At 64.4% G+C, this 23,312-nt stretch carries 19 protein-coding genes and 1 tRNA gene; 5 read left to right on the forward strand and 15 right to left on the reverse strand.

What is annotated here, in order from left to right:
- Positions 1-78 precede the first annotated feature (78 nt).
- Positions 79-3,264: a valine--tRNA ligase gene (locus JL811_RS09605; protein ID WP_202688383.1), complete on the forward strand. Its 3,186-nt coding sequence runs from the start codon at positions 79-81 to the stop codon at positions 3,262-3,264.
- Positions 3,265-3,491: 227 nt separating this feature from the next.
- On the opposite strand, the gene JL811_RS09610 is transcribed toward JL811_RS09605, so the two are convergent.
- Both JL811_RS09610 and ypfJ read right to left on the reverse strand, forming a co-directional pair.
- Positions 3,492-3,575 (reverse strand) — tRNA-Leu (locus JL811_RS09610).
- Between the two features lie 161 nt (positions 3,576-3,736).
- Positions 3,737-4,582: a KPN_02809 family neutral zinc metallopeptidase gene (gene ypfJ, locus JL811_RS09615; protein WP_202688384.1), complete on the reverse strand. Its 846-nt coding sequence runs from the start codon at positions 4,580-4,582 to the stop codon at positions 3,737-3,739.
- Between the two features lie 203 nt (positions 4,583-4,785).
- Between ypfJ and JL811_RS09620 the strand changes: the two genes are divergently transcribed.
- Both JL811_RS09620 and JL811_RS09625 read left to right on the forward strand, forming a co-directional pair.
- Positions 4,786-5,364: a YqaA family protein gene (locus JL811_RS09620; RefSeq protein WP_202688385.1), complete on the forward strand. Its 579-nt coding sequence runs from the start codon at positions 4,786-4,788 to the stop codon at positions 5,362-5,364.
- A gap of 14 nt (positions 5,365-5,378) precedes the next feature.
- Positions 5,379-5,846, forward strand: coding sequence for a disulfide bond formation protein B (locus JL811_RS09625; RefSeq protein ID WP_202688527.1), 468 nt, complete (start codon positions 5,379-5,381; stop codon positions 5,844-5,846).
- A gap of 30 nt (positions 5,847-5,876) precedes the next feature.
- Here the strand turns inward: JL811_RS09625 and JL811_RS09630 are convergent, their stop codons facing one another.
- The gene (locus tag JL811_RS09630; RefSeq protein ID WP_202688386.1) at positions 5,877-6,545 is read right to left on the reverse strand and encodes an alpha/beta hydrolase; all 669 of its coding nucleotides are present in this window, start codon (positions 6,543-6,545) and stop codon (positions 5,877-5,879) included.
- A complete protein-coding gene (locus JL811_RS09635) occupies positions 6,542-7,171 on the reverse strand; it encodes a DNA-3-methyladenine glycosylase family protein (protein ID WP_202688387.1) in 630 nt (209 codons plus the stop codon). The genes JL811_RS09630 and JL811_RS09635 overlap by 4 nt, the downstream gene beginning before the upstream one ends.
- Before the next feature lie 257 nt (positions 7,172-7,428).
- On the opposite strand from JL811_RS09635, the gene JL811_RS09640 reads away from it, so the two are divergent.
- A complete protein-coding gene (locus JL811_RS09640; protein WP_202688388.1) occupies positions 7,429-8,670 on the forward strand; it encodes an MFS transporter in 1,242 nt (413 codons plus the stop codon).
- Positions 8,671-8,678: 8 nt separating this feature from the next.
- Here the strand turns inward: JL811_RS09640 and JL811_RS09645 are convergent, their stop codons facing one another.
- Positions 8,679-8,933, reverse strand: a complete 255-nt coding sequence (locus JL811_RS09645) for a BolA family protein (RefSeq protein WP_202688389.1) — start codon at positions 8,931-8,933, stop codon at positions 8,679-8,681.
- A gap of 73 nt (positions 8,934-9,006) precedes the next feature.
- Here JL811_RS09645 and JL811_RS09650 point away from each other — a divergent pair, with 73 nt between their 5' ends.
- Entirely contained in the window at positions 9,007-9,645 is a 639-nt protein-coding gene (locus tag JL811_RS09650; protein ID WP_202688390.1) for a J domain-containing protein, read from the forward strand.
- A 39-nt stretch (positions 9,646-9,684) separates the two neighbouring features.
- Here the strand turns inward: JL811_RS09650 and JL811_RS09655 are convergent, their stop codons facing one another.
- The 10 genes from JL811_RS09655 to JL811_RS09700 all read right to left on the reverse strand — a co-directional run bounded on the left by JL811_RS09655 (position 9,685) and on the right by JL811_RS09700 (position 23,230).
- Positions 9,685-11,067 (reverse strand): cytochrome P450, encoded by a 1,383-nt coding sequence (locus JL811_RS09655; protein WP_202688391.1) that lies wholly within the window; start codon positions 11,065-11,067, stop codon positions 9,685-9,687.
- Positions 11,067-12,302, reverse strand: a complete 1,236-nt coding sequence (locus JL811_RS09660) for a hypothetical protein (protein WP_202688392.1) — start codon at positions 12,300-12,302, stop codon at positions 11,067-11,069. The genes JL811_RS09655 and JL811_RS09660 overlap by 1 nt, the downstream gene beginning before the upstream one ends.
- A gap of 108 nt (positions 12,303-12,410) precedes the next feature.
- Complete coding sequence (locus JL811_RS09665; RefSeq protein WP_202688393.1) at positions 12,411-13,163, reverse strand: cytochrome c biogenesis CcdA family protein; 753 nt, start codon at positions 13,161-13,163, stop codon at positions 12,411-12,413.
- A gap of 161 nt (positions 13,164-13,324) precedes the next feature.
- A complete protein-coding gene (locus JL811_RS09670) occupies positions 13,325-16,207 on the reverse strand; it encodes an Rne/Rng family ribonuclease (RefSeq protein ID WP_202688394.1) in 2,883 nt (960 codons plus the stop codon).
- 521 nt (positions 16,208-16,728) lie between these two features.
- A complete protein-coding gene (locus JL811_RS09675) occupies positions 16,729-17,505 on the reverse strand; it encodes an enoyl-CoA hydratase-related protein (protein ID WP_202688395.1) in 777 nt (258 codons plus the stop codon).
- 81 nt (positions 17,506-17,586) lie between these two features.
- Positions 17,587-18,048: a cytochrome c-type biogenesis protein gene (locus JL811_RS09680; RefSeq protein ID WP_202688396.1), complete on the reverse strand. Its 462-nt coding sequence runs from the start codon at positions 18,046-18,048 to the stop codon at positions 17,587-17,589.
- Positions 18,045-20,015, reverse strand: a complete 1,971-nt coding sequence (locus tag JL811_RS09685; protein WP_202688397.1) for a heme lyase CcmF/NrfE family subunit — start codon at positions 20,013-20,015, stop codon at positions 18,045-18,047. Before JL811_RS09685 ends, JL811_RS09680 begins: the two co-directional genes overlap by 4 nt.
- 140 nt (positions 20,016-20,155) lie before the next feature.
- Positions 20,156-20,716, reverse strand: coding sequence for an acetolactate synthase small subunit (gene ilvN / locus JL811_RS09690; RefSeq protein WP_202688398.1), 561 nt, complete (start codon positions 20,714-20,716; stop codon positions 20,156-20,158).
- Positions 20,717-20,792: 76 nt separating this feature from the next.
- On the reverse strand, positions 20,793-22,547 hold the full coding sequence (locus JL811_RS09695) for an acetolactate synthase 3 large subunit (protein ID WP_202688399.1): 1,755 nt from the start codon (positions 22,545-22,547) through the stop codon (positions 20,793-20,795).
- 371 nt (positions 22,548-22,918) lie between these two features.
- Positions 22,919-23,230: an SH3 domain-containing protein gene (locus JL811_RS09700; protein ID WP_202688400.1), complete on the reverse strand. Its 312-nt coding sequence runs from the start codon at positions 23,228-23,230 to the stop codon at positions 22,919-22,921.
- Positions 23,231-23,312 lie beyond the last annotated feature (82 nt).

The raw sequence follows: 23,312 nt of genomic DNA on the forward strand, positions 1-23,312 counted from the left end.
TTCGCCCGCCGCCGCGATAGAACCCGTCCCGACAAAGGCCCCCCGCGCCGGGGCCGCAGCGCCGCAAGGATGAATGACATGCCGATGGAAAAAACCTTCAACGCCGCCGAGGCCGAACCCCGCATCACCGCGATGTGGGAGGAAAAGAACGCCTTCGCCGCCGGGGCCAACAAGTCGCGCGATGACTCCTTCTGCGTCATGATCCCGCCGCCCAATGTGACCGGCGCGCTACATATGGGGCATGCCTTCAACAACACGCTGCAGGATATCCTGACGCGCTGGCACCGGATGCGGGGGTTCGATACACTCTGGCAGCCCGGCACCGACCATGCGGGGATTGCCACCCAGATGGTGACCGAGCGCGAAATGGCCGCGAAGGGCGAACCGAGCCGGCGCGAAATGGGCCGCGAGGCGTTTCTGGAGCGGGTCTGGCAGCAGAAGATCAAGTCGCGTGGCACGATCATCGGGCAGTTGAAGCGGCTTGGCGCGTCCTGCGACTGGTCGCGCGAGGCTTTCACCATGTCCGGCGCGCCCAATGCGCCCGAGGGTGAAGAGGGCAATTTCCACGATGCCGTCATCAAGGTTTTTGTCGATCTTTACAACAAGGGCCTGATCTATCGCGGCAAGCGGCTGGTCAACTGGGACCCGCATTTCGAAACCGCGATCTCGGATCTTGAGGTCGAGAATATCGAAATGCCCGGCCATATGTGGCATTTCAAATATCCGCTGGCCGGTGGCGAAACCTATGACTATGTCGAGAAGGACGCCGAGGGCAATGTGACCCTTCGCGAGACGCGCGACTATATCTCAATTGCCACGACGCGGCCCGAAACCATGCTGGGCGATGGCGCGGTCGCGGTTCACCCATCGGATGAGCGTTATGCGCCAATCGTCGGGAAACTTTGTGAAATCCCCGTTGGGCCGAAGGAACACCGCCGCCTGATCCCGATCATCACTGACGAATATCCCGACCCGAGTTTCGGTTCGGGTGCCGTGAAGATCACCGGCGCGCATGATTTCAACGATTACGCCGTGGCCAAGCGTGGCAATATCCCCTGTTACCGGCTGATGGATACACAGGGCAATCTTCGGACAGACGGTGCACCGTATGCCGAATCCGCCATGATCGCACAAGAAGTAGCGCGCGGTGAGCGGACGTTAACAGAGGCTGAGATTGATGCGCTGAATCTCGTGCCGGATGACTTAAGGGGGCTGCACAGGTTCAAGCGCCCGGAAGACAACAAACCACAAGCCCGAGAGCGCGTGGTAGAGCAGATCACCGCCGAAGGGCTGGCGGTGATGATCCCGGCCCCGCCCACGACACCCCGCCCCGGGCTTGACCCGGGGCCTCTGGCTGAACCGGGCGCTGCGGCATCGGACGAGGTCCCGGGTCAGGCCCGGGACGGGGTTGCGATGGTGCCTTATGTCGAGGCCAAGCCGATCATGCAGCCCTTTGGCGACCGGTCGAAAGTGGTGATCGAGCCGATGCTGACGGATCAGTGGTTTGTCGATACCGCGAAAATCGTGGAACCGGCGCTGGAGGCCGTGCGGAACGGCACCACCAAGATCATCCCCGAAAGCGGCGAGAAGGTCTATTTCCATTGGCTTGAGAATATCGAGCCGTGGTGCATCAGCCGCCAGTTGTGGTGGGGGCATCAGATTCCGGTTTGGTACGCAACCGCACCTGAAGACTTTGATGCTTATCGCGAAAAACTTGAATGGGTCAGAAATCAAGGAAGTGCTTATGACGGGAAAGAGCCCGAACGATTTGCAGGTCTAAAGGTCGTTCGGCACGAGGTTTGTGCTTCTACTGAAAGTGAAGCTCTTAAGAAGCTCGCACGAAAACTGCCCGCAGGAACAAAACTGAAGCTCGCTTATAACAATCTTGTTTCAAGAGAGAACGATGAGCTTGGCGGTTTTGGAATTGAAAATACTGGCGCTTGGGTAGTTTTCGTTTCCCGCGACCCCGACGTGCTCGACACTTGGTTTTCCTCCGGCCTCTGGCCCCTCGGCACGCTCGGCTGGCCCGAACAGACCCCGGAACTGCAACGCTATTTCCCAACATCGGTCCTTGTGACCGGGCAGGATATCCTGTTCTTCTGGGTCGCCCGGATGATGATGATGCAGCTTGCGGTGGTTGATCAGGTGCCGTTTCACACCGTCTATCTCCACGGCCTCGTGCGCGATGCCAAGGGCAAGAAGATGTCGAAATCGCTTGGCAATGTCATCGACCCCTTGGAAATCATCGACGAATACGGCGCCGATGCGCTGCGCTTTACCAATGCGGCCATGGCCTCCCTCGGGGGCGTGCTGAAGCTCGATACCGCGCGCATCGCGGGCTATCGCAACTTCACCACCAAGCTCTGGAATGCCTGCCGTTTTGCCGAAATGAATGGCGTCTGGGAGGGGCACAGCACCCAATCCGCCCCGCCCGATGCCACAGCCACCGCGAACCGCTGGATCATCGGTGAAACCGTCCGCACCCTGCATGAGGTGGACGCCGCCCTTGCCGAATACCGCTTCGATCAGGCCGCCGACACGCTTTACAAATTCGTCTGGGGCAAGGTCTGCGACTGGTATGTGGAATTCGCAAAACCCCTGTTCGACGGCGACAGCGCCGCAGAAACCCGCGCCACGATGGGCTGGGTGCTGGATCACTGCATGATCCTGCTGCATCCGATCATGCCCTTCATCACCGAAGAGCTGTGGGAAACCACCGGCAAACGCGTCGCCCCCCTGACCCTGACCGACTGGCCCAACCTGCCCGAGACGCTGATCGACGCGCCCTCGATGCGGGAAATGACCTGGGTGACGGGGCTGATCGACGCCATCCGGTCGGCCCGCGCGCAGATGCATGTGCCCGCAGGGCTGAAGGTCACGCTGCTGCGCATCGGGCTGGATGACACGGCCCGCGCCGCCTGCGACCGCAATGCCGGTCTGATCGCGCGGCTGGCCCGGATCGAAACGGTGACAGATGCCGAAACCGTGCCCAAGGGTGCGCTGACCATCGCGGCCGAAGGCGGCACGTTCGCGATTCCGCTGGAAGGGCTGATCGACATTGCCGAGGAGAAGGCGCGGCTGGAAAAGACGCTGGCGAAACTGGAAAAGGATCTGGCGGGACTGCGCGCGCGCCTGTCCAATCCGAAATTTGTCGCAAGCGCCAAGGAAGAGGTGGTCGAGGAAACCCGCGGGAAACTCGCACAAGGCGAGGAGGAGGCCGCGACTCTGTCCGCCGCCCTTGCGCGCCTTGCGGAGCTGCTCTGAGCTTTTTCGTTGGTCAACTACCCTTGGGCTCAAACATCCCCGGGGGGGAAGGCCGTCCGGGCCGAGGGGGGCAGACAGCCCCCCTTCCCGTTCTCCGTCAGGTATGACCCGTCCCGCACAACGCTGCCGCACATAACTTTGCACAGCGCAAATTTGCACAGCCCAATGCTGCAAACCCCGCCAGAGGCGACGGCCAGAATCAGCATGAAATCAGCACAGGAATGATCTGGTACGGGTGGTCGGACTCGAACCGACACTCCTTGCGGAAACAGATTTTGAGTCTGTCGCGTCTACCATTCCGCCACACCCGCCCGTCCGGCCCTCCCATGGCAGAAACGCGCCGTTCGGCACGTCGGGATGGCCCTCGCCCCGGTATGAAACACCAAGGCTCTGCGCGGGATTTAGCGCGCAGGCCGCCGCGCGTCAATCCGCCGCGAACGGGTCGGATCACCATGGCGGCCCCCTTTGCCGATCAAAGGCGTGCCGCCGTAAATGTATCGCAATCGTCCATCTGCCCGCTGCGATACCCGGTCACGAACCAGCGCGCGCGCTGTTCCGATGTGCCATGGGTAAAGGTATGGGGCACCGGCCTGCGTCCGGCATTGCGCTGCAGGATGTCATCGCCGATCTGGCGCGCGGCATTGACCGCCTCTTGCAGATCGCCCGCCTCTACCGTGCCCAGACGCGCCTCGGCCTCGCGCGCCCAGATCCCGGCCAGACAATCGGCCTGCAATTCGGTGCGCACCGACAGCGCATTGCTTTGCGCCTCGGACACCTGACGGCGCAGCTGATGCACCTCGGCAAGGACACCCAGTTCATTCTGCACATGATGCGCGATCTCATGGGCCACGACATAGGCGGCGGCGAAATCGCCCTGCGCGCCCAGCCGGTCGCGCAATGTCGCAAAGAACCGTGTGTCGAGATAGGCCTTGCGATCCGCCGGACAGTAAAACGGCCCCGAGGCCCCCTCGGCCCCGCCGCAGGGCGAACCCGTCACATCGGAAAACAGCACCATCACCGCAGGCCGGTACTCGCGGCCAAGCTGTTCACGGAACACCGCCTGCCAGACCTCTTCGGTATCGGCCAGCGTGACGGCCACAAACTCCCCCGCGCCGCCGTCATCGGTCGCGGCCTGCGGCGTCTGGCTGCTGCGGCCGCCCTGCGGATCCAGCAATTGCGTCACATCGACACCCAGGAAATACCCCAGCGCCAGCACGACGATCAGCCCGACCCCGCCGATCCGCGCGCCGCCTGCCCCCCGGCCCCCGCCGCGCCGGTCCTCGACATTGCGGCTTGTGCGCCGACCCTTCCACTGCATTTCGGAACCTTTCCCCGAACACCTCTGACCCGGGTGCAGCTTAGCTGGCTTGCCGCCAGCCCGGAAGCCTGACAATCGGCATTTGCGCCTCCACCCGCCACCGGGGCGCGCCAATCCGCCAACTGCCCCTGCGGCCCGCATGCTGGCCACTTGACCCCGCCCCCGCCCCATGGTCAGAGGCCCGGACCCCGACGGAGATCCGCATGATCCGCGCCCTTTATGACTGGACGATGTCGCTGGCGCAGTCGCGCCATGCGCTTTGGGCGCTGGCCATCGTGGCCTTTGTCGAAAGCTCCTTCTTCCCGATCCCGCCCGATGTTCTGATGATCCCGATGATCCTTGCCGCACCGCGCCGCGCCTTCCTGATCGCGGGCGTGGCGACACTGTTTTCGGTGCTGGGGGGGGCGTTCGGCTACTGGATCGGGGCGACGTTTTTCGAAAGCATCGGCCAGCCGGTGCTGGAATTCTACGGCAAGGAGGCCCATGCCGCAGACTTTTTCGAACGGCTGAATGCCTGGGGCACCTGGGTCGTGCTGGTCGCCGGGGTCACGCCCTTTCCCTACAAGGTCATCACGATCCTGTCAGGCATGTCTGATCTGTCCTTTACTGTCTTCATGTTTGCCTCCCTTCTTGCCCGGGGGCTGCGGTTTTTCATTGTCGCGGCCCTTTTGTGGAAATTCGGCGCGCCGATCCGTGACTTCATCGAGCGACGGCTCGGCTTGATGTTCACACTGGCCTGTGCCTTGTTGATCGGAGGATTTGTTGTGGTGAGGTATCTGTGAGATCACGCGACGCGATGAGGGCCGAGGGCCGCCTGCTGGCATTGGTCGCAGGCAGCGGTTCAGCGATCCTGCTGGGTGCGGCCTTTGCTTTTGAACATCTGGGCGGCCTGTTCCCCTGTGAACTTTGCCTCTGGCAACGCTGGCCGCATGCGGTGGCGGTTCTGCTCGCACTTCTGGCGCTGATCTTCGGCACAAGGGTTCTGGGCTGGCTCGGTGCGCTGGCCATGCTGGTCACCGCCGGGATCGCGCTGTTTCATACCGGGGTCGAATATGGCTGGTGGGAAGGGCTTGCCGCCTGTTCGGGCGGTTCGCTTTCGGGTCTGGCGGCGGGCGATCTGCTGAACCCCGATATCGCGGTCGCCAATCCGGTGCGCTGCGATACGGTTGCCTGGGAGTTCCTGTCGCTGTCGATGGCCAGTTGGAACGGCATCGCCTCCTTGCTGCTGGCCTTCTTCTGGGTCGCGGCGGCACGGCGCGGCTGACGCCCGTAGCGCCCCCGCCGCGCGAAGGTGTCAGTCGCCCCCCGGCAGCACATCGCGCAGAAAGGCCAGTGCCACCGACAGACCATCCGGCGCGATGCCATGGCCGGTGCCTTCCATCACATGTCCATAGGTCGTGAACCCCGCGCCCAGCAGCGCGTCCCCGGCAAGGCCCATATCGGCAAAGGGCACGACCGGATCCGCATCGCCATGGATCAGCAGAACGGGCGGCTTCGACACCGCCTCGGCGGCCAGCAACTCCGGCGCCAGCAACCGGCCCGAAATCGCCACCACCCCGGCGATGGGTTCTGCGCGGCGCGGTGCCACATGCAGCGCCATCATCGCGCCCTGACTGAACCCGACCAGCGCCAGCGCCTCGGGCCCCAGCCCTTCCCCGGACAGCCGCGCCTCCAGAAAGGCATTGAGATCGGCCACCGAACGCTGCAGCCCCGCACGGCTTTCCGCCTCACTGGATCCGTCCAGCCAGGGGATCGGGAACCATTGCCGCCCGAACGGCGCGCCCGGCACCCGTTCGGGCGCATCCGGCGCAAGGAATACCGTGTCGGGCAGATGCGGCGCCAGAGGATCGGCCAGCCCCAGCAGATCGGCGCCATCCGCGCCATACCCATGCAGGAAGACCACCATCCGCCGCGCCGTGCCGGGGGCCGCGCCCTTGCGTCCGAACTGCAATTCCCGCGTCATGTGATCCCTTCCCGTGATGTTTCCACCCGGTAGTAGGCCCAAAGCAGCCGCGCCGCAACCGAACGCCAGGGTGACCAATCCGCCGCCATGGCACGCAGATCCCGCTCTTTCGGGCGCGCCGCCAGCCCGAACAGCCGCCGCGCGCTTTCCTGCAAGGCCAGATCGCCCGGGGCAAAGATATCCGCCCGGCCAAGGCTGAACATCGCATAAATCTCGGCGGTCCAGATCCCGATCCCCGGCAGGGCTGTCAGATCCGCCATGATCCGCGCATCCTCCATCCCGCGCAGGGCGTCAAAATCCAGATCGGCCCGGGCCAGCGCCTGTGCATAGCGGATCTTCTGGCGCGACAATCCGCAAAGCCGCAAATCCTCATCCGTCGCCGCCGCAACTGCCGCGCGGTCGGTCAGCCCCGCCGCCTCAAGCCGCGCGGTGATCACCCGGGCCGAGGCGACGCTGACCTGCTGGCTGACAATCGCCCCCAGAAGGGCGGCAAAGCCGTCAGGGCGTAGCCTGTCAGGCAAGGGACCGGTCAGGGCCAGCGCATGGGCAAAGCGCGGCTCATGCGCTGCAAGCCATGCCGCGCCTTCGGCCACGCATTCCGCGCCCCTGATGATCCGTCCAACCATTCCAGCCTCCGTTTTCCGCCAGCCTAGCGCCATCCCGGCGCAAAGGGAAACCGCACCCTGCCCTTTCATCCTGGCCGAAATACCTCGGGGGAAGCCCGGAATGGGCGCGGGGGCAGCGCCCCCGTTCCGCCGTTTCCCCGTCCTGATGCGCTCGGTCGTGCCACCAGCGACGGATCCGCGCCCCCCTGTCACGGCCGATTGTCCCCGGCACAATTTCGCGCTGGACCTTCGCGGCAGGGCGGGCCTAATCCTGCGGGATGACACAGATCCCCTCCCCGACCGCCGCAGCACTCCCCGCCGATGACCGGCAGGCGCGCCGCAATGTGCTTGTGCTGGTCGCCGCACAGGCGATCCTTGGCGCGCAGATGCCGATGATCTTTACCATCGCGGGTCTGGCCGGACAGACGCTGGCGACGAATGCCTGCTGGGCAACCTTGTCGATCTCGGTCATGGTTATCGGCTCGATGCTGTCGGCCACCCCGCTTTCGGCGCTGATGCAGCGGCATGGGCGGCGCGCGGGCTTTGTCGCGGGTACGCTGATCGGCGGGCTGGGTGCCGCCATCGGGGCCTGGGGTCTGCTGGTCGCCTCGTTCCCGCTGTTCCTGCTGGGGGCGTTGTTCTCGGGCAGTTACATGTCGGCGCAGGGGTTTTACCGCTTTGCCGCCGCCGATACCGCATCCGAGGCGTTCCGGCCCAAGGCGATTTCCTGGGTCATGGCGGGGGGGCTGCTGTCAGCGGTGATCGGGCCGCAACTGGTCAAGGTGACCGCCGAATCCATGGTTGTGCCCTTTCTTGGCACCTATCTGGCGGTGATCGCACTGAACCTCGTGGGATCCTTCCTGTTCGTTTTCCTGAAAATCCCGAAACCCGCCCCGCCCCGGCAGGGTGACATCCCGATCCGGTCCCGGCGTGAGATGCTGCGCAATCCGCGCATTGCGGTCGCGGTGATCTGCGCGACCGTGTCCTATGCGCTGATGAACCTCGTGATGACGTCGTCACCGCTCGCGGTGGTGGGCTGCGGCTTTTCAACCTCGGATGCTGCCGATGTGGTGACGGCGCATGTGCTGGCCATGTATGCGCCTTCCTTCTTCACCGGCCATCTGATCGCGCGGTTCGGGGTCGAGAAGATCGTGGCCACCGGGCTTGTGATCCTTGCCGCTGCGGGTGCTGTGGCGCTGACCGGGGTGGAATTGCCGAATTTCTTCCTGGCGCTGATCCTGCTGGGGCTGGGCTGGAATTTCGGTTTCATCGGTGCGACGACCATGCTGGCCGGGGCCCATTCCCCGGCAGAACGCGGGCGGATGCAGGGGCTGAATGATTTTCTGGTCTTTGGCGGGGTGACGCTGGCCTCATTTTCCTCCGGCGGGCTGATGAACTGTTCCGGCGGCTCGGTCGAGGCAGGCTGGCAGGCGGTCAACCTTGCCATGCTGCCCTTCCTTGTGCTGGCGGGCGGCGCGCTGATCTGGCTGGCCCTGCGCCCGCGTGAGATGCGGGGCTGACGGCGCCCTTAACCCGCGTCGATGGCCAGCGCGTGGATCTGCCCGACGATTTCGGGGCCAAGGGCGGCATGGATGGCCCGGTGCCGCGCGACCCGCGATTGCGGGGCCAATGCCCCGGCGCGGATCATCACCGCGAAATGCGATTCCCCCGATCCGTCATCGCCTGCATGGCCCGCATGGCGGTGGCTTTCGTTCACGACGTCCAGCCGATCCGGGCGGAAGGCCGCCTGCAGCCGGTCACGAATGCGCTCTGCCATGTCCATATCTCTGTCAACCCCCTTCAATCCGCGTGGCATTGATCTAAACTCTTGCCTCCGAGTCGGAAAGGCAAGTCTCATGAGTAATCGGCCCCCCTTCGAATTCGACATGCGCGTGTCTGCGGACAAGAAGAAGCGCAAAACCGGGCGCAGGGGCATGTCGGGGGCTTTTGAGACCTCGACCCGGGTCTGTGAATATCCCGGCTGTCAGGAGCCCGGCGTTTACCGTGCCCCGAAAAGCCCGGACCTGCTGGATGAATATCTGTGGTTCTGCCGGGACCATGTGCGCGAGTATAACCTGAAATGGAATTTCTTTCAGGGCAGCAGCGATGAGGATTTTCAGGCCTTCCTTGAAAAGGACCGGCTTTGGGGACGTGAGACCCAGCCCTTTGCCAAACGCCCGGATGAGGGGCGCGTCTGGTCGCGGCTGGGGGTGAATGATCCGATGGCGCTTCTGGGGGAAAAGGCGACACAGAACCCCGGCAAGCAACCCATGTCGGGCGCAACCCGGAAACTGCCCCCGACCGAGCGCAAGGCGGTCGAAATTCTGGACGCGCGCGACAGCTGGACAAAGTCGGAAATCCGCAAGCAATACAAAAGTCTGGTGAAGGATCTTCACCCCGATCTGAACGGCGGAAACCGCGCCGATGAGGAACGCCTGCAAGAGGTGGTCTGGGCCTGGGATCAGATCAAGGACAGCCGCAATTTCCGGGATTGAGGGGCTGTTACCGGCCAAGTCCTGCAACCGGCCTGACGATCAGGACGCGGCGGTGCCGGACGCGGCGGGGGCCTTGGCTTCGCGCCGCGTCACGCGCAGGCGGATCCCGTCCCGGGCGCGCACCGTCAGATGCGCCACCGGCACGGGCACATCGCCCGGCAGCGTCGCGAAGTGGAATTCACCGATCAGGCGCGCCAGCAACAGCGTGCCCTCGATCATCGCGAACCCCGCGCCGGGGCAGACGCGCGGACCGGCGGAAAAGGGAATATAGGCCTCCCGCGCGGCATGGCGGCAGCTCTCGGTCTGCCAGCGGTCGGGGTCGAAGTCGTCGGGCCGATCCCAGATGCGGGAATGGCGGTGCAGATGCCAGGGGCTCAGCACCATCTGCGCACCGGGGGCGATATCGCGCCCACGCAGATGTTCGGGGCATTGATTCTGGCGCACCATCATCGGCACGGGGGGGTAAAGACGAAGCGCCTCACGAAACACATCCCGGGTGAACCGCAGCCGCGCCATGGCCGAAAATTCCGGCGCCGTGCCAAGGTCTGCCGCCTCGGCCGCGACACGCGCTTGCGCTTCGGGGAACTGCGCCAGCAGATAAAGCGACCATGCCAGCGCCGAGGCCGAGGTTTCATGCCCGGCCAGAAAGAAGATCGCAACCTGATCGACCATTTCGGAGGTGCCGAACCGCGCGCCGGTTTCGGGGTCGGGTGTCTGCATGATCTTGGTTGCAAGATCCTGCGGTGCCCGCCCTTCGGCGATCTCAGCCGCACGGGCCTCGGTCAGCCCGGTGATCAGGCTGCGGATCACCTGCGCCGTGCGCCTTGTCTCGGCGCGGTGAAAGCGCGGAAACCAGCGTGGCAGCGGCAGGAAGGCCGCAAGGTTCAGGATCGGCTGGCTGCGCTGATGGGCGCGGAATTCTGCAAAGACCCGGCTCGCGATCTCATGTTCGATGGGCAGCGAGAACAGCGTGCGGAAGATCACATCGGCAGCGGCATGGCTGGCCTGTTCCTCAACCTCGACCACGCCTTCGGGCATGCGCGCCACCGCCGCCCCTGCCGCCGCCCGGAAAGCCGGAAAACTGTCGCGCAGCCGCCCGCCCTCGAATGCCGGGTCGATGATGCGGCGCTGGCCTTCCCAGACCGCACCATTGGTGACAAAGACCGAATTCCCCAACAGCGGGCGCAACCCCTCCCCCACGCGGTCGGATTTCGGAAAATCGCGCGGGCGTTCCTGCAGGATCAGCCGCACCAATGCGGGATCGTTGCACAGAAAGCTGCGGAAAAACGGCGTGCGGAATTCAGCCATCCAGGCGCGGTACAGCCGCGCGGGCTGCGCCGACAGGATATCCTGCCGGAACAGCCGCAGATAGCGCCAGAGGGAAACCCGGTCAGGCCGGGCGGCGGGTTTGGGCGGTTGCATCAGGCGGCCATCGTGACATGGCCCGACACCGCCCGCTCGATCCGGCTTTTTGACGGCGCGCGGCCTGCAAAGCGCTCGGCCAGCGTCAGCGGCCCGGCGGTGATGCGGAAATAATCGTAATCCCCGGGCCGGTCGAAGGCGCAAAGATACTGAAAATGCAGCCGGAAAAACCGCCAGCGCAATGCGCGCCAGCGCGCAGGGGACAGCGTGCGGGTGAAGGCGGCCGAAATGACCAGCGGCCAGCGCTTGCCCGATGCAGGCGCCACGCCCGAAACCGCCACCGGATCGCACAGCGCAAAGGCGCAGCCATCGCCGGGGGCGGTGACGTCGAGCCATGTCAGATCATCGCGCTGGCACAGGTCATGCAGATCAGCGCGCAGCCGCCCCGCCCCCGGCAGGAAGGACATCATCGGCACGACCTGCCCGAGGCTGAGAAATCCAAGGCGCGGCCCCCTGCCGGAACCCGTGGCGGGAATGCCGCCAGCCCTTCCCAGATCAGCCAGAATCGACACCGCCAGATGCGCGCCCGAGGAATGGCCGACGACCAGAACCTCATCCTCATCGCCCTGCAGGGCCGCGGCGATCTCATGGCGAAACAGGGCCATCCGCGCCTCAAGCTCGGGCGGGTTCGCGCCGCCCGCCTGCGCGGAATAGGCATAATCATGCATCAGGTAATAGGCAAAGAACCGGTTGTCATGGCGGCGGAACAGATGCAGCAGCCCCCAGCCGGCCGCAAGGCCCGCGATCCAGCCCGTAGCCACGCCAAGCGACGCCGGCAGAGCCGCCTTTGCCAGCGCGACCAGTGCCAGACACAGCCCTACCGCCATGCCCAGTTGCGCCAGCAGGAACAGCACCGGATAAAGCGCGGCAATCACCGGCCCCTTGCGCAGCCGCATCAGCCGGAACAGCGCCCCCGACCCGATATAGGCCCATGCGGTGCGGAAAAGCTGCAGATAGGTGGCCAGAATGCCGCTGCCCATGGATCCGCGCACGATATCGGACCAGACCAGCACCTCGATCTCAGCCTCGGTGCGGCGCCCCTCGATCGCGGTCGTGACATGCCAGCCATAGCGCCCCTTGCGCGCGGCGGGCGTCAGATGCAGCAGGTAGCCCGAAATTTCCGCCTGCGCCGCCCCTTCGCTGCGGTAAAGCTCGCGGTAGCGGCGGGGATGGAACGGATCATAGCCGGGAATATAGAACACCTTGCGCCGGAAGACCGCCGTTTTCGCCTGCATTCCCGTTCCTGCCCTGTCCCTGACCATTCGCACCGGCATCGCCGCCCTTGTCCCGGACCATCATGCTGGAAAAATCAAGCAAGACCATGAAGAAATGCCGCAATCGCCTCAGCCCAGCGTGGATAGAACCGGAAATGTTTCCAGCAGATAGAATGAGAAATCCGAGAATGCCCCGGTCATCAGCGCCAGCCCGACGATCAACAGCAAAATCCCCATCACCCGTTCGATCAGGCGCATATGGCGCTTCAGCCGCCCCATCACCCCCATCGCCCGCTCGATGAACAGGGCGGCCAGCAGGAAAGGCAGGCCCAGCCCCAGCGCATAGACCCCCAGCAGGGTGGTGCCCCGCGCGATACTGGCCTCGGTCGCGGCAATCGACAGGATCGCGCCCAGTTGCGGACCGATGCAGGGCGTCCAGCCAAAGGCGAAGGCCAGTCCCAGAAGATAGGCACCAAAGGCCGAACCGCCCTGATCCCCCGCATCCAGTCGCGCCTCACGATCCAGCAGCGGAATGCGGAACAGGCCCAGAAAATGCAGCCCGAACACAATCACCACAGCGCCCGAGATCTTGGACAGAATATCCTGATATTGCAGGAAAAACCGCCCGAAGATCGAGGCGGTGAAGCCCAGAAACAGAAAGACCGTCGACAATCCCAGCACGAAGAACAGCGCAGGCAGCAGAACCCGCCGCCGCGCCACACCGTCCTGCCGGATCTCGCCCATCGAGATGCCGCCCATATAGGCCAGATAGGGCGGCACGATGGGCAGGACACAAGGCGACAGAAAGGACAGGATCCCCGCCAGCAGTGCCACAAACATCGCCGGCAGAAGGGCTGCGTCGATCAGGTCTATTCCGGCCATGCTCCGCCTCGCTTTCTGCCCTTCGATTAGCCCGGATCGCGCGCGGCGTCACCCGGTCATCGCGTCACATTGCCGTGGCCGTATGCCGCGCGCGCCAAGTGAAAGGGGCGCAGATCCCCCGGATCTGCGCCCCCTGATCTTGACCATAAGCTTTGGTCCGGTCAGCGACCGAGGCTCCACCAGCCGCGACGGCGGGGCTTGCTTGCCTCATCCGGTTCTGCCTCGGCGGCGGGTTCCGGGTTGGATTCAGCCTGCGTCACCTCGGCATCGGCCGGCGTTTCGGTGGCCTCTGCTTCGGCTTTGGGCGCCGCTGCGACCGGTTCGGGCTGCGGGGCGGGCGCGGGCTCTGCCGGGGCGGTCTCTGCCATCACCGGTCCGGCCTCGGTTCCGGCCTCCGCAGTCGCAGCCTGTGCCGCGTCCGCATCCGCCTTGGTCGCGGATTTGGAACTGCGGGGCTTGCGCGTCCGCTTGGGCTTCTCGGCCTCGGCTTCGGGCGCTGCTTCGCCTGCGCCAGCAGTTTCCGTCCCGGCGGCTTCGGTCTTGTCCGATCTGGACTTGCTGGACCGCGACCGGCTGGAAGCAGACCTGCTGGTTTTCTTCGGCGCCGTTTCGGCCTCGGCGGTTTCAGACCCTGCGGTTTCGGCAGTTTCCACCCCGGCAGCATTCGCCCCGCTTGCCGCGACTTCGGCCTGCGCAACGGTCTCAGCCTCAGCCTCAGCAGACTTTGCACTCCGCGACTTCGAACCCGTGGATTTCGAGCTCCGGCTTCTGGACCTTCTGGCCTTGGGTTCCTCTGCGGCTTCCTCGGGGGTTTCGGCAGATGCCGCAGCGGGCGTCACGTCTGCGCCAGCCTCGGCCTCATCCTCACCGCCCTCATCATCGCCATTGGAGCCGTTTTCGCCATTTCCGTTCTCGTCCGACCCGCTCCGCCGACGCCGCCGACGACGGCGCTTCTTGCGTCCGGTGCCATTGCCCTCGGCGTCTTCACGCGGCGCGGATGCGGTTGTTTCGGCCTCAACCTCGGCGGCGTCTTCTTCCTCTTCATCCGGGATATCGGGATCTTCGATATCATCCACCGCCGCCCCCATGAGCGAGGCATTGCCCGAGATCGCAGCCGAAAGTTCGGGCACGTTACGGGTGGCGGTCTTGAACTTCTCGATGGTGAAATCGGGGCTGATCATCGCGGGATCGGCCTCGATCCGCACCGACATGCCATAGCGCGCCTCGATCATCGCGATATGTTCGCGCTTCTGGTTCATCAGGAAATTCACCACCGCGACCGGCGCGCGCAGCAAAACCTCCTTGGAGCGCTTGCGCGTGCCTTCCTCTTCCAGCGCGCGCAGGATGGTCAGCGCCATGCTGTCATCGGACCGGATCAGACCCGTGCCATGGCAATGCGCGCAAGGCTGCGTCGTGGATTCCAGCATCCCGGGGCGCAGGCGCTGGCGGCTCATCTCCAGAAGGCCGAAGCCCGAGATGCGCCCGACCTGAATCCGCGCGCGGTCGGTTTTCAGCTTGTCCTTCAGCCGCTTCTCGACAGCGGCATTGTTGCGCCGCTCTTCCATGTCGATGAAGTCGATCACGATCAGCCCGGCCAGATCGCGCAGGCGCAACTGGCGGGCCACTTCCTCGGCGGCCTCAAGGTTGGTCTTGAGCGCGGTTTCCTCGATCGAGCCTTCCTTGGTGGCCCGGCCCGAGTTGACGTCGACCGCAACCAGCGCCTCGGTGATACCGATGACGATATAGCCACCCGATTTCAGCTGCACTGTCGGGTTGAACATGCCCGCCAGATAGCTTTCGACCTGATAACGCGCGAACAACGGCACGGCATCGTTATAGGGCTGAACGGCCTTTGCATGGGAGGGCATGATCATCCGCATGAAATCCTTGGCCACGCGGTAACCCTCGGCCCCCTCGACCAGAACCTCGTCAATCTCGCGGCTGTAAAGATCGCGGATCGAGCGCTTGATCAGGTTGCCTTCCTCGTAGATCGCGGCGGGTGCGATGGATTTGAGGGTCAGTTCGCGGATCTGTTCCCAAAGCCGCATGAGGTATTCGTAGTCGCGCCGGATCTCGGGCTTGGTGCGCTTGGCCCCTGCCGTGCGGATGATCAGCCCGGCACCTTCCGGCACCTCGATTTCCGAGGCGATTTCCTTCAGCTTCTTGCGGTCATTGGCCTGCGTGATCTTGCGGCTGATGCCACCGCCACGCGCGGTATTGGGCATCAGGACGCAATAGCGACCTGCAAGCGACAGATAGGTGGTCAGCGCAGCCCCCTTGTTGCCGCGCTCTTCCTTGACGACCTGCACCAGCATGATCTGGCGGACCTTGACGACCTCCTGAATCTTGTAGCGGCGCGCACGCGGGCGACGGGGGGCTCGGATTTCCTCGCTCACATCCTCATCCGCGACGGATTCGATCTCGTCATCGGTATCCGAGGCGCTGTCCATCGCGCGATAGGGTTTGCCCTCTTCCTCAGACCCATTGTCCCCGTTGCGGCTGTCCCCATTGCGGCTGTCGGCGTTGCGGGACGTCCCCTTGCGGGCGGTTTCGGCCTCGGGGGACGCTGCGGTATCGGCAGTGGTCAGCGACAGGTCGGGACCGCCCTGATCTTCCTCCTCGCCCAGATCGACGACATCCATGCTGCCGACCTCGGCGCTGCGGGTCTCGTCATTCGATTTCGCCTGTTCGGCCCGGGCGGGACGCGGGCGGCGGCGGCGGTTGCCGTCGCGCTCTTCCTCATCCTCGGCTCGCGCCATGGCGCGTTCCTCATCCAGCAGCGCCTTCCGGTCGGCCACGGGGATCTGATAATAGTCGGGATGGATTTCTGCAAAGGCGAGGAACCCGTGACGGTTGCCGCCATAATCGACAAAGGCCGCCTGAAGCGAGGGTTCGACCCGCGTCACCTTTGCCAGATAGATATTGCCCGCAAGCTGGCGCTTGTTGACAGTCTCGAAATCAAATTCCTCGACTTTGTTCCCGTCCACAACCACCACACGCGTCTCTTCGGCGTGGGTGGCATCGATCAACATTTTCTTTGCCATTGTGTTCCATGGCACCCGGTCTAGCCCGTCTGCCCGGCAGCGCCGGAGGCCGCAGGCGTGAACCGTGGTGACTTGTAGGGGCGTGTGCGCGCATCGACCAGACGGGCAGCGGCCCCGCAGGGCCCCTTTCCGTCCATGATCCTTGTTCGGCGCGCCGCATCGCGATGTGTCCCGAATGCCTCTCGGCACCCTGATAAGAAGCCCGCAAACCCTTGATCTGCCGGGCGATTTCTGACCTTTCGGCCGGTGATCCGCTTTCGGCGTGACGGGTGATCCTGCGATCACTGCCCCTGCCGCAGCGCGAAACCTTCAACGTAGTGTCCTGTAACAGCGACAAGACAGACGCATGTGCTGACCATAAGGCCAGCCCATGCGGAATGACAATGACCAATTTCGCACCCGCCCTCCGGCAGGCAGCAATCGGCCCCGTCATGGCCCCCGTCATGGCCCCCGTCATCGCCCCCGTCATCGCCCCCGTCATCGCCCCTGCCACCCAGGGGCGAGCGGAGGCGCAGTCGGGTCTAGCGGCCCTCGAAATTTGCAGGGCGCTTTTCAAGGAAGGCCAGAACCCCCTCCTTGAAATCATGGGTCATGCCACAGGCGCCCTGCAACTGCGCCTCAAGCGCCAGCTGGGTTTCCAGATCATTGCCGAAACTGGCCCGGATCGCGGTCTTGACGCCGCGATAGGCCACGGTCGGCCCCGTGGCCAGTGACGCGGCGCGCGCCTGCCAATGGGCGGCGAAGGTGGCATCAGGTACATATTCATAGATCATGCCCCAGTCAGCCGCCTGTTTCGCGCTGATCCGGTCGGCAAAGAGCGCCGCCCCCATGGCCCGCGCCGTCCCGATCTGGCGCGGCAGCCAATAGCTGCCCCCGGCATCGGGAACCAGCCCGATCCGCGTGAAGGCCTGAATGAACCCCGCGCTTTCGGTCGCGATCACCACATCGGCGGCCAATGCCAGATTGGCCCCCGCCCCCGCCGCGGTGCCATTGACCGCCGCGATGGTCGGCACCGGACAGTCATAGATCGCGTTCAACAGCGGTTCATATTCGTCGCGCAGCGTGCGTTCCAGATCAATCGCCCCCAGACGCGCCCCGTCACCCAGATCCTGCCCGGAACAAAAGGCCCGCCCTGCCCCGGTCAGCACCAGAACCCGGGCCGTTTTCGCGCTTTCCCGCACCGCATGCAGCAGTTCGGCCCGCATCTGCGATGACAGCGCATTCATCACCTCGGGCCGGTTCAGCGTGATGACCCCGATCCCGTCCTCGATCTGACAGGTGATGGTTGCATAATCCATGATCCGCTCCCGCATGTTCCGATGGCGCAGCATAGCGCCTGCGCCGCCCGGCGAAAGCGGAACGGCACGTCATCCGCGCGGTCAGCGGTCCAGAATCTGGTCCAGCCGCTTCTGTTCTTCGGGGGAAAGCGGCGTATCGGGCAAGGTCGCATCGGTCCGGCGGCGGCGGATATAGACCAGTGAGACCCCACCCCCCAGAATCAGCATCGCTGGCCCCGCCAGCCAGAGCAGCAGGTTCATCCCCTCACGCCGGGGATTGAGCAGCACATATTCACCATAGCGGTCGACGATGAAATCGACCACTTCGCGGTTGCTGTCGCCTTCCAGCAGCCTTTCGCGCACCAGAAGCCGCAGATCGCGGGCAAGGCCCGCATCGCTGTCGTCGATATTCTCGTTCCGGCAGACCAGACAGCGCAGATCGCGGGAAATTTCCCGCGCCCGCGCCTCCAGCGCCGGATCGTCCAGTATCTCATCGGGCTGCACGGCCAGCGCGGGACCGGCCAGAAACCCCGCAAGGGCAAGGGGAAGCAGGATCCGTCTCATTCCGCGGCCACCGCATTACTGCGCCTGCGCGCGCCCGCCGCAACCCGGAACCGCCGGTCGGCAAGGCTGATCGCGCCGCCAAGCGCCATCAGGATTGCCCCGCCCCAGATCCAGTTGGCAAAGGGCTTGTGATAGCTGCGAACCGCCCAGCTTCCGTTCTGCTGCGCATCTCCGATCACCAGATAAAGATCGCGCCAGATGCCGTAATCAATCGCGGCCTCGGTCGTGGGCATGTTCGCCACCGGATAGACACGCTTTTCCGGCATCAGGATCGCGACGGGGGCGTTATCCCGCTCAACGATCATCGTGGCCATGGTGGACAGGTAATTCGGCCCCTCCACCCGGTCGACCGCCGCCAGCGTGATGTCATAGCCGCGCATCGTGAACGTCTCGCCGATATTCACCGTGCGGATATCTTCGGTCTGCCATGCGATCATCGCGGAACAGGCAAAGACCGTGACCCCAAACCCGGCATGGGCAACCATCTTGCCCCAGTCGCCGCGCGGCAGACGCGTCAGCCGTCCGAACCGCCCCGCCAGGGCCCCCCGCCCGCTGCGGGTCCAGATCTCGGTGATGGCCCCGAAAACAACCCAGGCCCCCAGCGCCAGACCGACCGGCCCCAGCGCCGAACCACCGGTCTGCAGGGCAAAGGCCAGCGCCATCAGCGCCACGGCCAGCACTCCGGCAGGCCAGAGCGGGCGCAACGCCCCGCCGATCCGGCCGCGTTTCCACGGCATCAGCGCCCCGACAGGCAGGATCAACGCCAGCACCACCATGAAAGGCGTGAAGGCCGCGTTGAAGAAGGGCTCCCCCACCGACAGGGTCTGCCCCCAAAGCATTTCGGCCACCAGCGGCCAGATCGTGCCGACAAACACCACGAAGCAGGACACCGCAAGGATCAGATTGTTGGCGACCAGCGCGCTTTCGCGGCTGACCGGGGCGAAGATGCCCTTGGCCTCCATCACCCCCGCCCTCAGGGCAAACAGCGTCAGCGCGCCGCCCATGAAGATACCCAGGATCAGCAGGATGAAGACACCGCGTTCGGGATCATTGGCAAAGGCATGGACCGAGGTCAGCACGCCCGAGCGCACGATGAACGTGCCGATAAGCGAAAAGCCGAAGGCCAGGATCGCCAGCAGGATCGTCCAGGCCTTCAGCGCCTCGCGCTTTTCCACGACAATCGCCGAATGCAGCAGGGCCGCAGCCAGCAGCCAGGGCATGAAACTGGCGTTTTCCACCGGATCCCAGAACCAGAACCCGCCCCAACCCAGCTCGTAATAGGCCCACCAGGACCCCAGCGCGATGCCGATGGTCAGGAAGATCCAGGCCGCCAGCGTCCAGGGCCGCACCCAGCGGCCCCAAGCCGCATCGACGCGACCTTCGATCAGGGCGGCGACGGCAAAGGAAAAGGCGACCGACAGCCCGACATAGCCAAGATACAGAAAGGGCGGATGGAAGGCGAGCCCGGGATCCTGCAAAAGCGGGTTCAGATCCTGCCCGTTGAACGGCGGCACTTCCAGCCGCAGGAACGGATTCGATGTCAGCAGCATGAACAACAGGAACGCCACCCCGATCGAGCCCTGCACCCCGATCACCCGGGCGCGCAGCGTGGGCGGCAGGTTGCCGCCGAAAAAGGCAACGCAGGCCCCGAACAGCGCAAGGATCAGCGCCCAGAGCAGCAACGAGCCTTCATGATTCCCCCAGACGCCGGAAATCTTGTAGATCATCGGCTTCATCGTATGGGAATTGGCGACCACCAGCCGCAGCGAGAAATCCGAAACCACAAAGGCATAGGTCAGCGCGGCAAAGCTGAACCCGATCAGGAGGACCTGAATCACCGCCGCCGGTTCCCCCAGCGCCATCCAGCCCGGGCGGCGCAGATGCGCCCCGGCCAGCGGCACGACCGTCTGCACCACCGCCACGCAAAGCGCGAGGATCAGGGCGAAATGTCCAAGTTCGACGATCATGCTCACTCCTCAGCCGGATCGGGCCGCCGCCGGACAGGGGGCCGGATCGCGACCGAGGTTACGCCGGATCGGCGGGCGGGCCAATGGGGATGCGCCAAGGCGCCGCAGGCTGGCGGCGCCCGGCCCCCCACTCCCCGCCCCTAGATTCCGCGCGCCAGTGCCGCCACCCCGGTCCGCGCGATCTCTCGCAGGCCCAAGGGGCGCATCAGTTCGGCAAAGGCGTCGATCTTTTCCGGCGTCCCGGTCATCTCGAAGACAAAGCTTTCCAGCGTGCTGTCCACGACATTGGCGCGGAAGATCTCGGCCAGACGCAGCGCCTCGATCCGGTGATCGCCCTTGCCCGCCACCTTGACCAGCGCCAGTTCGCGCTGCACCGATGGCCCTTCAACCGTCAGATCATGCACATCATGCACCGGCACCATCCGGCCCAGTTGCGCCTTGATCTGGTCGATCACCTGCGGCGTGCCGCGCGTGACGATGGTGATACGGCTGCGATGGCCTTCATGATCGGTTTCGGCGACGGTCAGGCTTTCGATATTGTAGCCCCGGCCGGAAAACAGCCCGATCACCCGCGCCAGAACGCCACTTTCATTGTCCACGACCACGGCCAGCGTATGCTGTTCGATCACCTCGGCATTGGGATCGCGCAGGTCATAGGCGGAATGGCTGGTCGAACCTTGCTTGATATTGAGCGGCGACATCGCCTCTCCCTTTCATCTTGGCAAAAATACCTTGGGGGTCCGGGGGTAAAACCCCCGGCGCTGTCAGTTGACGGGATCAGACCAGAACCGCACCACCGGCCTGAATCGCGCCTTTGGTCTCGGCATCTCCCAGCAGCATCTCGTTATGCGGCTTGCCGGAGGGGATCATGGGGAAGCAGTTTTCGTGCTTTTCCACCAAACAGTCGAAAATCACCGGCCCGTCATAGCGGATCATCTCGATGATCGCGTCATCCAGATCCTTCGGATCGGACACCTTGATCCCCTTGCAGCCGAAGGCTTCGGCCAGTTTCACGAAATCGGGCAGGCTTTCCGACCAGCTTTGCGAATAGCGTTCCCCGTGCAGAAGCTCCTGCCACTGGCGCACCATGCCCAGCCGTTCATTGTTCAGGATGAACTGCTTGACCGGGGCGCGGAACTGCATGGCCGTGCCCATTTCCTGCATGTTCATCAGCCAGGATGCCTCCCCCGCCACATTGATCACCAGCGCTTCGGGATGGGCCACCTGCACGCCGATACTGGCAGGCAGGCCGTATCCCATGGTGCCAAGACCACCCGATGTCATCCAGCGGTTCGGGGCATCAAAGCCCAGAAACTGCGCGGCCCACATCTGATGCTGACCCACTTCTGTGGTGATGTAGCGGTCCATCCCCTTGGTCAGCGCCTCAAGCCGTTCCAGCGCATATTGCGGTTTGATGACCTTGTCGGAATTGCGATAGGTCAGGCAGCGCACCGCGCGCCATTCCTCGATCCGGGCCCACCATGCGGCCAGACCTTCCTTGTTGACCTTGCGCCCGCGTGCCTTCCAGATCCGCAGCGCATCTTCCAGCACATGCGCGACATCGCCCTGAATCGGCACATCGACCCGGATCACCTTGTTCAGGCTGGAGGCGTCGATATCAATATGCACCTTGCGCGAACCGGGGCTGAAATCGGCAATCCGCCCGGTGATGCGGTCATCGAAGCGCGCGCCGACATTGATCATCAGATCGCAGCCATGCATGGCGAGGTTCGCCTCATAAAGCCCGTGCATCCCCAGCATGCCCAGCCAGGCCTTGCCGCTGGCCGGATAAGCCCCCAGCCCCATCAGCGTCGAGGTGACGGGAAAGCCCGTCGCCTCGACGAATTCGCGCAGCAACTGACTGGCCGCAGGGCCGGAATTCACCACCCCGCCGCCGGTATAGAACACCGGCCGCTCGGCGGTTTCCAGCATCTCGACCATGCGGGTGATCGCCTCGATATCGCCCTTCACCCGGGGCTGATAGTGCGACACCTTGGCCTTGGGTTTCGGCGTATAATCGGCCGTGGCGAACTGCACATCCTTGGGTATGTCCACCAGCACCGGCCCCGGACGGCCCGAGGTCGCGACATGGAAGGCCTGATGGATCACTTCCGACAGTTTCGCCGTGTCCTTCACCAGCCAGTTGTGTTTCGTGCAGGGCCGGGTGATGCCGACGGTATCGGCCTCCTGAAACCCGTCCGTGCCGATCATGAAGGTCGGCACCTGTCCCGACAGCACCACCAGCGGGATACTGTCCATCAGCGCATCGACCAGCCCCGTCACCGCATTGGTCGCCCCCGGCCCCGAGGTCACCAGCACCACGCCCGGCTTGCCGGTGGACCGCGCATAGCCCTCGGCCATATGCACGGCACCCTGTTCATGCCGCACAAGGATGTGGCGGATGTCATTTTGCTGGAAAATCTCGTCATAGATGGGCAGAACCGCCCCGCCCGGATATCCGAATACGGTATCGACCCCCTGTTCGCGCAGGGCCTCAACCACCATTCTCGCGCCGGTCATCGCCTTCGACATCGTCTTTATCCTCTGCTGCCGCGCATTCGCGGCGATCCTGCAACAAAAAGCCCCCGGGGGTCAGTCGGGGGCGCATGGAGTGTGATCTGGGAGACCGTCACCGACCCATGCGCCACGCCCCGACTACAAGAAGAATTTCCATGATCGACCCCTTTGGACCGGGCGACCTTATGGCGGGCATTCCGGGGCGTCAACCGCCAAAAGACGGAATAATCTGTCTCTGGGTGGTTTTTTTCTTTCCGTATATTGCGGAGATGGGGCGCCTGGTCGCAAGAACAGCAAACTCAGCGATGTTATCCGACTCATCCAGCCGGGCAGATCCGACGGCCTGCGCTGTCAGCCCACGACCGGGATCACCCTGCCGCCCAGGCCTAGCGCCTGTCGCGTTCGCGGATATAGGCCGCCGAGACATAGCCGCGCAGCCCCCGCGCGCGTTCCAATGAAACCTCGCACCAGCGCGTGCTGCCGGTCTGTTCGCAGCGATGCACGCGCAGCGCGGTGCCATTCGGCAAGCCCAGGATGATGTTGAATCCCGTGCCGGGGCCTGCGCGCATTTTCAGCATGTCGTCATCGCTGACGCCATAAACCTCATACCAGCCGGGCGATGCCGCCCCGGCAGGCAGGGCCGCCGCCCCGCCCGTCACCAATGCGGCCAGCATCGCGGCCTTGATTGTCCTGTCCATGATCCGTCCTGTTTCTGCCTCTGGCCGGTTTTACCCCGACCGGCGGGGGTCCGAACAGCCCCTTGCCCAGCCATGTTGCGCG

The organism is Szabonella alba, assembly GCF_016765775.1.
Lineage (GTDB): Bacteria > Pseudomonadota > Alphaproteobacteria > Rhodobacterales > Rhodobacteraceae > Szabonella > Szabonella alba.

Coding starts and splice junctions, on each gene's coding strand:
- JL811_RS09605 (WP_202688383.1), top strand. CDS start 79: ATGCCGATGGAAAAAACCTTCAACGCCGCCGAGGCCGAACCCCGCATC.
- ypfJ (WP_202688384.1), bottom strand. CDS start 4,582: ATGCAGTGGAAGGGTCGGCGCACAAGCCGCAATGTCGAGGACCGGCGC.
- JL811_RS09620 (WP_202688385.1), top strand. CDS start 4,786: ATGATCCGCGCCCTTTATGACTGGACGATGTCGCTGGCGCAGTCGCGC.
- JL811_RS09625 (WP_202688527.1), top strand. CDS start 5,379: ATGAGGGCCGAGGGCCGCCTGCTGGCATTGGTCGCAGGCAGCGGTTCA.
- JL811_RS09630 (WP_202688386.1), bottom strand. CDS start 6,545: ATGACGCGGGAATTGCAGTTCGGACGCAAGGGCGCGGCCCCCGGCACG.
- JL811_RS09635 (WP_202688387.1), bottom strand. CDS start 7,171: ATGGTTGGACGGATCATCAGGGGCGCGGAATGCGTGGCCGAAGGCGCG.
- JL811_RS09640 (WP_202688388.1), top strand. CDS start 7,429: ATGACACAGATCCCCTCCCCGACCGCCGCAGCACTCCCCGCCGATGAC.
- JL811_RS09645 (WP_202688389.1), bottom strand. CDS start 8,933: ATGGACATGGCAGAGCGCATTCGTGACCGGCTGCAGGCGGCCTTCCGC.
- JL811_RS09650 (WP_202688390.1), top strand. CDS start 9,007: ATGAGTAATCGGCCCCCCTTCGAATTCGACATGCGCGTGTCTGCGGAC.
- JL811_RS09655 (WP_202688391.1), bottom strand. CDS start 11,067: ATGCAACCGCCCAAACCCGCCGCCCGGCCTGACCGGGTTTCCCTCTGG.
- JL811_RS09660 (WP_202688392.1), bottom strand. CDS start 12,302: ATGCAGGCGAAAACGGCGGTCTTCCGGCGCAAGGTGTTCTATATTCCC.
- JL811_RS09665 (WP_202688393.1), bottom strand. CDS start 13,163: ATGGCCGGAATAGACCTGATCGACGCAGCCCTTCTGCCGGCGATGTTT.
- JL811_RS09670 (WP_202688394.1), bottom strand. CDS start 16,207: ATGGCAAAGAAAATGTTGATCGATGCCACCCACGCCGAAGAGACGCGT.
- JL811_RS09675 (WP_202688395.1), bottom strand. CDS start 17,505: ATGGATTATGCAACCATCACCTGTCAGATCGAGGACGGGATCGGGGTC.
- JL811_RS09680 (WP_202688396.1), bottom strand. CDS start 18,048: ATGAGACGGATCCTGCTTCCCCTTGCCCTTGCGGGGTTTCTGGCCGGT.
- JL811_RS09685 (WP_202688397.1), bottom strand. CDS start 20,015: ATGATCGTCGAACTTGGACATTTCGCCCTGATCCTCGCGCTTTGCGTG.
- ilvN (WP_202688398.1), bottom strand. CDS start 20,716: ATGTCGCCGCTCAATATCAAGCAAGGTTCGACCAGCCATTCCGCCTAT.
- JL811_RS09695 (WP_202688399.1), bottom strand. CDS start 22,547: ATGTCGAAGGCGATGACCGGCGCGAGAATGGTGGTTGAGGCCCTGCGC.
- JL811_RS09700 (WP_202688400.1), bottom strand. CDS start 23,230: ATGGACAGGACAATCAAGGCCGCGATGCTGGCCGCATTGGTGACGGGC.